General features: G+C 64.8%; 9 protein-coding genes. 3 read left to right on the top strand and 6 right to left on the bottom strand.

Annotated elements, in window-relative coordinates:
* Together V7066_RS24695 and V7066_RS24690 are read left to right on the top strand one after the other, a co-directional pair.
* Window positions 1–223: hypothetical protein (locus V7066_RS24695; protein WP_334185617.1), on the top strand; the 223-nt coding region annotated here is incomplete at its 5' end.
* 4 nt (window positions 224–227) lie between these two features.
* Window positions 228–1,019 carry a hypothetical protein gene (locus tag V7066_RS24690; RefSeq protein WP_334185616.1) on the top strand — a complete coding sequence of 264 codons (792 nt, stop codon included), beginning with the start codon at window positions 228–230 and terminating at the stop codon, window positions 1,017–1,019.
* Window positions 1,020–1,031: 12 nt separating this feature from the next.
* Here V7066_RS24690 and V7066_RS24685 read toward each other — a convergent pair whose 3' ends face one another.
* Entirely contained in the window at window positions 1,032–1,493 is a 462-nt protein-coding gene (locus V7066_RS24685; protein ID WP_132267842.1) for an Lrp/AsnC family transcriptional regulator, read from the bottom strand.
* A 137-nt stretch (window positions 1,494–1,630) separates the two neighbouring features.
* Here V7066_RS24685 and V7066_RS24680 point away from each other — a divergent pair, with 137 nt between their 5' ends.
* Window positions 1,631–2,683, top strand: a complete 1,053-nt coding sequence (locus tag V7066_RS24680; protein ID WP_334185615.1) for a Leu/Phe/Val dehydrogenase — start codon at window positions 1,631–1,633, stop codon at window positions 2,681–2,683.
* A 61-nt stretch (window positions 2,684–2,744) separates the two neighbouring features.
* Here the strand turns inward: V7066_RS24680 and V7066_RS24675 are convergent, their stop codons facing one another.
* The 5 genes from V7066_RS24675 to V7066_RS24655 all read right to left on the bottom strand — a co-directional run bounded on the left by V7066_RS24675 (window position 2,745) and on the right by V7066_RS24655 (window position 9,445).
* Window positions 2,745–3,665: a diguanylate cyclase gene (locus V7066_RS24675; protein WP_334185614.1), complete on the bottom strand. Its 921-nt coding sequence runs from the start codon at window positions 3,663–3,665 to the stop codon at window positions 2,745–2,747.
* Entirely contained in the window at window positions 3,662–6,526 is a 2,865-nt protein-coding gene (locus tag V7066_RS24670; RefSeq protein ID WP_334185613.1) for a response regulator, read from the bottom strand. Before V7066_RS24670 ends, V7066_RS24675 begins: the two co-directional genes overlap by 4 nt.
* Window positions 6,523–6,900: a hypothetical protein gene (locus V7066_RS24665; protein WP_334185612.1), complete on the bottom strand. Its 378-nt coding sequence runs from the start codon at window positions 6,898–6,900 to the stop codon at window positions 6,523–6,525. Before V7066_RS24665 ends, V7066_RS24670 begins: the two co-directional genes overlap by 4 nt.
* A 172-nt stretch (window positions 6,901–7,072) precedes the next feature.
* Complete coding sequence (locus V7066_RS24660) at window positions 7,073–8,323, bottom strand: GGDEF domain-containing protein (protein WP_334185611.1); 1,251 nt, start codon at window positions 8,321–8,323, stop codon at window positions 7,073–7,075.
* A gap of 78 nt (window positions 8,324–8,401) precedes the next feature.
* Window positions 8,402–9,445 carry a response regulator gene (locus tag V7066_RS24655; RefSeq protein WP_334185610.1) on the bottom strand — a complete coding sequence of 348 codons (1,044 nt, stop codon included), beginning with the start codon at window positions 9,443–9,445 and terminating at the stop codon, window positions 8,402–8,404.
* Window positions 9,446–9,464 lie beyond the last annotated feature (19 nt).

Genomic DNA, 9,464 nt, shown 5'->3' with positions numbered 1-9,464 from the left:
CACTCACGATTCGGTCAACACGCTAATTTCAAAAAAACTTCATATTCGAACCAAACCGCGCATTGCTGCCGTTTTTAGCGCCATTCCGGCCGTAACTGTGCGCGCCTGCGCCCTGTCGCCGGGAGAATCGCTTCGATCCGATCCGCCGCCCCCTCTCTCGATTGTAGAAGGCATGTTCCTTCCATGCCGAAAGGCGATAAGGCTCTCCCGAAGCAGGAGGTAGCGCCATGGATATGGAAGGTGAGGACATCAGTGGAGAGGATATCCTGCCCTTGCTCCATAAGCCCGGCGGACAGCAGCTTCACGACGGGTTGATCGGCGCGAGCTTCTACAGGGACGATCCCGATGACCTGGCGAAGATCGCCACCCTCGATCTTCGCAGCCGCGCCGTGCGTCTTCAATTCGTCGACGGGCGATCGCGGAGCGTGCCCTTTACCTCGGGATATGTGCTGCTCACGCCCCTTCTGGTTTCCCTCATATCATCGCTGCACACTCCTGAAGACGAAACCCGCGACAGGATGCGGCAGAGGATCGCGGCATTCGGTTTCCGCTCGAAGATCGAGGATGACGATCTACCGGGCCTGCTCGCTGCCGTCGAAGCGGCGCAGGCCTATCGTCTTCCATGGCGGGAGGAGCGGTTCGAAGGCCTGCGCCTTACCCGCAAATACGGCACGCAGCGTGAGGAAGCGAAACTGCTGACTGCCTGGCTGGAGGGAGCTGGCGATCCGCCGCCCGGCGATCTCATGATTGCACTCGTTTCCGCGCTGCGGGAATCCGGGCGCCCGGTCGAGGCGCTTGCCCTCACCGACCTCGTCACGCGCAAGGCCAATGGTCTCGACCGCAAGGAAACGCGCATCCTGTTGACGCAACGCGGTTCGCTCTGGCTCGATCGTTATGAGCTGGATCACAATCCCGAATGCCTTGATCGCGCCCGCCAATGCGCAAAGCGAAGCTGGGCGATTCAGCCGAGCGAGGAATGCAGCATGGTCTACAGGCGCATCGACAAGCTCGAAAACTGAGAGCCGCGTTGCTCAGATCGGCAGTTCCGTCGTCGCCTTGATTTCGGAGAGAGCGACGATCGAGTTGAGTTCCTGCACGCCGGGAAGCTGCGAGAGCTTCTCGAAGAAGAACTTCTCGTAAGCCTCGATATCGGCGGCGACCACGCGGATCAGGAAGTCGATCGAACCCATCAGCACGTAGCAGTCGAGCACCTCCGGGAACTCCCGGATCTTGGCGGAGAACTCGTCGAGATTGGCGCGGCCGTGGGCATTGAGCTTCACTTGCGCGAAGACATGGGCGTCGAGGCCCACTTTCTTGCGATCGACCAGCGCCACCCGCCGCTTGATGAAACCCTCCCTCTCCAGTCGGTCGATGCGCCGCCAGCAAGGGGAGGAAGACAGCCCGACCCGCTCCGCGATCTGTGCCGTGGTCTGGCTCGCGTCGCGCTGAAGTTCGCGAAGAATCTTCCGCTCGTAGGGATCAAGATCGGTCATTTTATCCTCATATCAGCGTTTATGAGACCAGTCTTCTTGAAAAGGACGCGAGAAAACGGAAAATGAGGTGAGAATGCCCTCTCCGGACCTGCCATAAGGCCGGCGGCAATCTCGCCACCCAGACTGGGAGTTCAAGAATGGTCGCCCGCGCCAGCCGCATGACGCCGCCGATGGAATATGTCCGTCTCTACGACGAAGCAGCCGGCCTAGACGGCGTGATCGCCATTCACTCGACCGCACGCGGCCCCGCCGCCGGCGGCTGCCGCTTCTGGACTTACGCGGACGAAAGCGCCGCCATGGCCGATGCCGTGCGCCTGGCCGAAGGCATGAGCTACAAGAACGCCATGGCCGAACTGCCCTTCGGCGGCGGCAAGGCCGTGCTGCGCCGCCCGGCCGGTGCGTTCGACCGCGCCGCTCTGTTCGAAGCCTTCGGTGAGGCCGTCGAACGCCTCGCAGGTCGCTACGTCACCGCCGAGGACGTGGGCACCACCGTTGCCGACATGGAAGCGATCGCCCGCCGGACCAGCCATGTCGCCGGGCGCACCGCTCTGCCCGGCCGCGCCGGTGGCGACCCCTCGCCCTGGACCGCGCTCGGCGTGTTCGAGGCGATGCGCGCCGCCGTCGCCTTCCAGTCCGGCAGCACGCTGTCCGGCAAGGTCGTCTCGGTGCTCGGCGTCGGCAATGTCGGCGCGCACTTGTGCGAATTGCTGGCCGAAGCAGGCGCCGAACTCGTCGTGGCCGACATCGATCCGACCCGCTGTGCGCAGATGGCCGAGCGCCATGCCGCCCGCGTGGTCTCCATCGACGAAATCGCCGGTGTCGCCGCCGACGTCTTCGCGCCCTGTGCGCTGGGCGGCGCGCTCGATGCCGCCACTGTCTCCGCGCTCCAGGCCCGCCTGGTCTGCGGCGCCGCCAATAACCAGCTCGCCAGCGAAGACATGGCCGACGTACTGCTCGCTCGCGGCGTGACGTACGTGCCCGACTATGTCGCCAATGCCGGCGGCATCATCAACGTCGCCGCCGAATATCTGCGCGAAAGCGCCGACGAAGTGCGCCAGCGCGTTGTCCGCATCGGCCCGCGCGTCGCCGCCGTTCTGGAAGAGGCTGCGCGCGATGGTCTCGCACCCTCTACGGTTGCCGACCGCACGGCTGAGCGCCTGATGCAGGAATGCGTCGCCGAACCGGCCTGACTCGCGCAACGAGCATGAATGAGGCCGTCCCGGACTTCGATCCGGGGCGGCCTCTTTTATTTCAGACGACGCAGTTGGCCTCGAATTCGGTCGCGACGATCCGGTCGCGACCGCCGACCTTGCTCAGGTAGAGCTGCTTGTCGGCCTCGGCAATCCAGCGTTCCGGCGCGGTCTCGCCGGTGCAGCGCGCGCTGGCCACGCCGATGCTGACGGTGACGCACGGCCCCGCGCCCGAAGTCTCGTGCGGAATCTGGAGTGCATTGACCTGACGGCGGATTTCCTCAGCCACGATCCGCGCGGTAGCCGGATCGGCGCCCGGCAGGATGCAGACGAACTCCTCCCCGCCGTAGCGCGCCGTCACCGCCGTCATCCGCCGCAGCGCCCGATTGAGCGAGGCGGCGATCATGACGATGCAGCGATCGCCCGCGACATGGCCGTACGTGTCGTTGAACTGCTTGAAGAAATCGATGTCGAGCATGACCACCGAGAGCCAGTCTCCGGTCCGGCACAGGCGCACCCATTCGCCTTCCAGCGTGCGTTCCAGCTGGCGGCGGTTGCTGAGCCCGGTCAGGGCATCGGTCACCGCCAGTTCGGCCAGCTTGTCGCGCAGGCGCTTGAGTTCGACATGGTTGCCTACCCGCGCGCGCAGGATCGCGGGCTGGATCGGCTTGGCGACATAGTCGATCGCGCCGAGCGACAGCCCGCGCATCTCGTCCTCGGTATCACCCAGTCCGGTCATGAAGATCACCGGCACATCGGCCAGGACCGGATCGACCTTGAGCTGGCGGCAGACCTCGAAACCGTCGACCCCCGGCAACATCACGTCGAGCAGGATCAGGTCGGGATCGACGCTACGCGCCGTATCCATCGCCTCTTCGCCGGACATCGCAAAGCAGACGTCGTAATCGTCCTCCAGAACGGCATTCATGATCTCGATATTGGCCACATCGTCATCGACGACGAGGATGGTCGCTTTGGTCACGAAGGGATTCCTTGCGGGAGGGATTGTCTTGTGGAACTGCCCGGCAGCTCGTCGAGCAGCACGAGCGCACGCGCGTAATCGAGCCTTTGCAGAGCCTCATAAAGCGGATGCGCGGCATGTTCGGACTCGGTGAGGCCCATGCTCCGCGCCATCCGGTCAAAAGCGCCGCGCGCGCCGAGACTCCGCCGCAGGAGCAAGCCCCGCAGCGCTTCCCGCGCCTCCTCGACGCTCGCCCCGCCATCGGCATCCGCCCTCGGCATTTCCGGCTCGATCTCCGGCACTTCGGCAAGGCTCCGCGCGGCCGCGGCGGCGGCAGCCAGCGCCAATTCGAGCGCGGAAAGTCCTGCCTCCAACTGGCCCGTATCTTCCTGTGCCAGGCACGCTTCGACCTCACCGGCACTGGCCTGCAACTCGTGAAGCTCCAGAGAACCCGCCACGCCCTTGAGGCTGTGTGCCAGCCGCCGGGCCTCGGCGATCTCCCCGGCGGCGAGGCGCACGCGGATATCCTGCGCGGCAGAGGCATAAGTGCGGGCAAAGCTGATGATGAGCTTGCGCAGCAGCGGCGCCTTGCCGTTCACTCGCCTAAGCGCGGCGGCGACATCGAAGGGGCCGAGGCGATCCGGCAGTTGGCCATCCGGCAGCACCGGCTCGATGGCGGATGGAGAGGTCGCTTCACGATCCGCCATGATGCCCTCCCGCCCCGGTTTGAGCCAGCGATTGAGCGTCCGGATCAACTGCTCCGGATCGACCGGCTTGGAAACGTGGTCGTTCATTCCGACTTCGAGGCATCGCTGCTGCTCCGCCGCGAAGGCATGCGCGGTGATCGCGATCACCGGCAGCTCCTCGGCAGGCCAGGTCCGGCGGATGATCGCGGTCGCCTCGATCCCGTCCATCTCCGGCATCTGGACGTCCATGAGGACGGCGGCATAGCCACGCCCGTTCAAGGCCACCTTGTCGCAGGCGACCCGCCCGTTCTCCGCACAATCGACGACGAGTCCGGCGTGGGTGAGCAGTTCCGTGGCGATCTCGCGGTTGATCTCGTTGTCCTCGACCAGCAGGACGTGCAATCCACGCAGTGCCGGATCGACGCGGCCTTCCTCCGTGGGCAGGGGCGCGGACGGGGGCAGAGACGGCGTGGCATCCGCCTGCGCCTCGGCGAACAGGGAGGTGATCGTTTCCAGCAGGACGTGCGGCTCGATCGGCTTGGTGAGGAAAGCAGATACGCCCGCCGCACCGGCCTCCGCCGCCATTTCATCGACCGCATAGGCGGTGACGATCAGCGTCACCGGCGAGGGTGCGCCGTGCTGCATGCGGCGCAGTTCGCGCACCGCCTCCATGCCATCCATTCCCGGCATCTTCCAGTCGAGCAGGACGAGATCGTAAGTCTCGTCACGCCCCGCCGCGCCGCCGAATGCCGACACGGCCTCGTCACCCGAGGAGACCAGGTCCACCGCCATGTTCCAGCCTGCGAAGATTTCCTCGACGAGCTGGCGCGCTGCCGCGTTGTCGTCGGCGGCGAGAACCCGCAGCGCCTGGATATGCGGCGCGGGCATCGCTTCCGGTCCGCCCTCCCGGATCGCGGTGAAATGCATACCGCATGTGAAAGTGCTGCCCTTGCCCCTAGCGCTTTCCACGCGGATTTCCCCACCCATCTGCTCGACGATCTGACGGCAGATCGCCAGCCCCAGGCCGGTGCCGCCGAAGCGGCGGGTGGTGGAATTGTCCCCTTGCGTGAAAGAGCGGAACAGCCCGGCCTGTTGCTCGGCGGTCATGCCGATGCCGTGGTCGCGTACCGCAATCGCGATCTCCACCATGCCGTCCCCGGCGACGACAAGGTCCACGGCAACCGTCACCGCCCCGCGATCGGAGAACTTCACCGCATTGCTGAGCAGGTTGAGCACGACTTGCGAAAACCGCAGTTCGTCCCCGACCACGGCGGCGGGAAGCGCATGGTCGATATGCGAGACGATCCGGACGCCCTTGGCCGCCGCTTCGACCGAAAGCAGCTGGACCTGCCCGGCCACCGCCGCGCGCAGATCGAATGGCCGTGCTTCGAGCGTGAGCTTGCCCGCCTCGTTCTTCGAATAGTCGAGAATGTCGTTGATGAGGCGCAGCAGCGAAGTGCCCGCACTGCCGATCCGCTCGACATAACCGCGCTGGCGCTCATCGAGATCGGTGCGCGAGACGAGGTGACAGAACCCCAGGATCGCGTTCATCGGCGTGCGGATCTCGTGGCTCATATTGGCCAGGAACATGCTCTTCGCCCGCGTCGCCTCCTCAGCTTCGCGCGTGCGTTGCTCCAGCGCGGCGTTCTTGGCGACGATCTCCTCGCTCATCCGCGCGCTGCGCTCGAAACTGGCCAGCAGCATATTGCTCAGCCAGACCAGCACCCCGGTCTGGAAAGCGACGATCGTGGCATGGAGCAGCACCCGCTCCAGATTGCCCGCGCCGGGAAACACCGCGTAAGGCAGCAGGTACAGCAACAGCAGGTGATGCGCGGCGATGGCGGTGGCGGCGACGAGGATCGCGGTCCGGTCCAGCCAGGCGATCGTCAGCGCCAGCATCGCGAAGAAGTACATGTGCATGTCCATCTGCCACGGATGCCCGCGCAGCAGGAACAGCAGCATGGCAGGCTCCGCCATCAGCGCCACTGCCGACAGATAGCGCGTGGCCGGGGCCGTGCCGAAGCGTCGCCAGGTCAGATGATAGGCCCCGGCCACGGCGGCCGCGGCCAGCCCCGCCTTCAGCGCCGAAAGCCCCATGGCCTGGGCCGCCACCGCCTGGATCAGGACATGCCCCCAGAGCAGCGGGACCAGAAGATGGCCGAACTGCTTGCGCAATCTGTCGAGCACGACGTTCACTGTTCAGAATCTTTCGAAGCGGAGCAACCCGGCGCCAGCGGCACGGATTCGACCAGCCAGGCACCGGCGGCGCGCAAGTGGGCCGCGAAATGCGGATCGCTGGAGGATGCGAAGACGACGTTGGCGAAGTTTCCGGTGCGAACCAGGCGGCCATCCCCGGAACGGACGAGAGCGATGGTGCGGCCCAGCGACCAGCCCGGCGGTGCCACCACCACGAACTTGTCCTCGTTTGCTTCGCTCCAGAGCGAAGCGACCGAAAGCGCTATGAGTCCGCAAGCGAGCAGGAGGGCCGCAGGCACGAGATCGCGCAGCCGAAAAACCTGGCTTTTCGCGCCGAACGGCTTTGCCGTGTCCTGGAATTCCCGACTTCGCAATTCACGGTAGCTCGATCGCAAGTTTGTCCCCCCCGGTCCAAAGCGATAGCCTATGTCGTTCAGGTATTGTTTTCGTAAACTTTTCTCAAGCGACCTTTGCGTATTCGCGTTCAATCGAGAGGCCGTTTCGACATAGGCGCGACTGCAATCGAATGAATTGGCAGCAGGGGGCTTAACGCCCCGGTATCGCCTCGCGTGTCTTTTCTCCATCCGCCCCTGCGGATACCAACGGAAAGACCGCGCAGGACGGCGATTCTGCCTCTTGCTGCGGAGGCAGATTCAAAGCCTCGCGCCCGACTTCACGATGACTCGACCGATTGCGCCCCTGCCGTTTGGCGTCATAGAGCGCGCGATCGGCTACGGCAGCCAGGACTTCGAGATCGATCGGTCCCGCCGCATGAGTCGCGCAACCGATGCTCAAGGTTCCGCCATTGCCGCGGCCGCCGCCGACGCGTGCGAAGCCCCGGCACAGGGCCTTGGCCAGAGTCAGCGCCGCAAAGGCATCGGTATCGGGCAGGAAGATGGCGAATTCGTCCCCGCCCAGCCGCGCCGAAATGGCCCGTGCCGGCAGGGTCGAGTTCAGGAAGACGCCGAGGGCCACCAGCAGCCGATCGCCTTCGGGATGGCCATAGCCGTCATTGATCGACTTGAAATGGTCGATATCCAGCAGAAGCAGCGCCACCGCTCCGCGCTCGTCGGCCGCCACGACGTCCGCACGCGCATCGAAGCCCCGGCGGTTGAGCAGGCCCGTCAGCGGATCCTGCTCGGCCAGCCGGACGATACTGCGCTCTCGTCGCCGCCGCAGCGCCCCGACGATGGACAGCGCCAGGGCCACTTCCATCATGATCCCCTCGAACAGCGAAACCGAGATCATGATGCCGGTATAGTGCGAAAGATTGACGAAGGCGCCGGGCAGGAAGGCGGTAAGCGTCTTGATCAGATAGAAGCCGCCATGTGCGGCAAAGGCGAAAGCCAGCAGCGCCGAATCGGGATTGCGACGCTGCCGGAACCCGCCCAGCAAATGGGCGGATTTCAGGGACAGCACCGCGACCAGCAGCGCGTTCATCATCGAGAGAATCTGCGTGCGCGATCCACCATCCGGCACGGCCAGCATCAGTGTCCAGGCCGCCAGGGCCGCGCTCCATGCGGGAGAAACCTTGCGGCCTACAAAACAGGCGGTACCGAACAGGAAAGCGATATGCGCCGTGACCAGCAAACCGTTGGCCATCCACACGCCGACGATGAAGTATCCCTCCTCGCGCAGCGGCGTGATCGCGCAACCCAGCACGATCGCGGAAAATCCCGCGCTCCAATAGGCCAGCGACCGTTCGCGCAGCAGGTGCCATTCGAACAGCAGGAATGCCGAAGCCACGAAGGCGACGGCATTCGTCATGAACAGCATTGTGCGGGGATCTATGGTCATCGTCGGTTCACGTCGGGAAGGATGACGCTTGGTTAACCGCCGTATGTAAACAAAGCGTTCAATCGAAGCGCGGGGCGCTCACTTTCCGCCCGGTTTTCCGCCTGAATTCCCGCCCTGCCGCAATTGCTCGGTCAGATAATCGAGCAAGGGTCCTTCGAACTTCGGATTGATGACCAGGAAGTGACGCCGCCGGTCATGCTCGTCCGGAAGACGGCACAGGACATTCTCGCCCACGAGTCGCCGTACCAGCCGCAACGCCGTGCTCATCGGCGCGCCGGAGGCGATGCAGGCACTGGATACCGAAACCCGCCGCCCTTCGATCTTGGCGAGCAGGAGATCGAGCAGCATCTCCCAGGCCGGATCGCCGAACAGTTCCCCGCCGCCGATCTCCCGCCGCTTCATCTCCTTGCGCAGGAGTTCGCGGATATAGCAGGTCAGTTGCCCAGCCTCGGGAATTGCGGGAATTTCGGACAACGGCGCCCGAACGATCGCTTCAGGTTCGGCATCGAGATCGCCCGCGCGGAACTTTGGCTGTGCGGCGGGATCGTCCATCAACATGGCAAGGCGCTGCAGTTCGCTGCTGAGGCTGGACATCTTTCCGAGGAGGGATTCGCGCGCGTCGGGCGTCTGCCGCAACCCCTTGATGCGCTGCAGGGCCTGCCGGAGATCGGACTGCCCAATCGGCTTTTCAAGGAAATCCACGGCCGAAGCCCGCATCGCGTCGATGGCCACGTCCTTGCTGGCATAGCCGGTGGCCATGATGAACTGGAGCCGCAGCCCGCGCGCCTCGGCGCTCTGGCCCAGCGTGTGGATCAGCGTGATCCCGTCCTGGCCGGGCATGTTGTAATCGACGATGGCGATCGAGATCTCGTTGACCTCGAACAGCGCCATGGCTTCCTCGACGCTCGTCGCCACGAGCGGTTCGTAGCCCATGAGGTTCAGGCTGAAGGCGCATTCGCTGGCGAAGTCCTCATCATCATCGACGATGAGGACCGGTTCGGGCGGCGTAGTGTCGTCCATGGCCGCATCGCAGCCTGCATCGCCATGAGGCTGGCCCGGGTTCACGCCGGTGTTCAGGATCGCGCCGAGACGCGAACGCCAACTGGGGTTCATCACATTCATCAGCAATCGACCTCGTCTC

This window comes from Novosphingobium sp., assembly GCF_036820275.1.
In the GTDB taxonomy this organism is placed as follows: Bacteria; Pseudomonadota; Alphaproteobacteria; order Sphingomonadales; family Sphingomonadaceae; genus Novosphingobium.
This window is presented reverse-complemented; position numbering and strand designations above follow the sequence as displayed.

Bases quoted from the DNA above. Each gene is read 5' to 3' on its own strand.
- V7066_RS24685 (WP_132267842.1), bottom strand. From the start codon at position 1,493: ATGACCGATCTTGATCCCTACGAGCGGAAGATTCTTCGCGAACTTCAG.
- V7066_RS24660 (WP_334185611.1), bottom strand. From the start codon at position 8,323: ATGACCATAGATCCCCGCACAATGCTGTTCATGACGAATGCCGTCGCC.
- V7066_RS24655 (WP_334185610.1), bottom strand. From the start codon at position 9,445: ATGAATGTGATGAACCCCAGTTGGCGTTCGCGTCTCGGCGCGATCCTG.
- V7066_RS24690 (WP_334185616.1), top strand. From the start codon at position 228: ATGGATATGGAAGGTGAGGACATCAGTGGAGAGGATATCCTGCCCTTG.
- V7066_RS24680 (WP_334185615.1), top strand. From the start codon at position 1,631: ATGGTCGCCCGCGCCAGCCGCATGACGCCGCCGATGGAATATGTCCGT.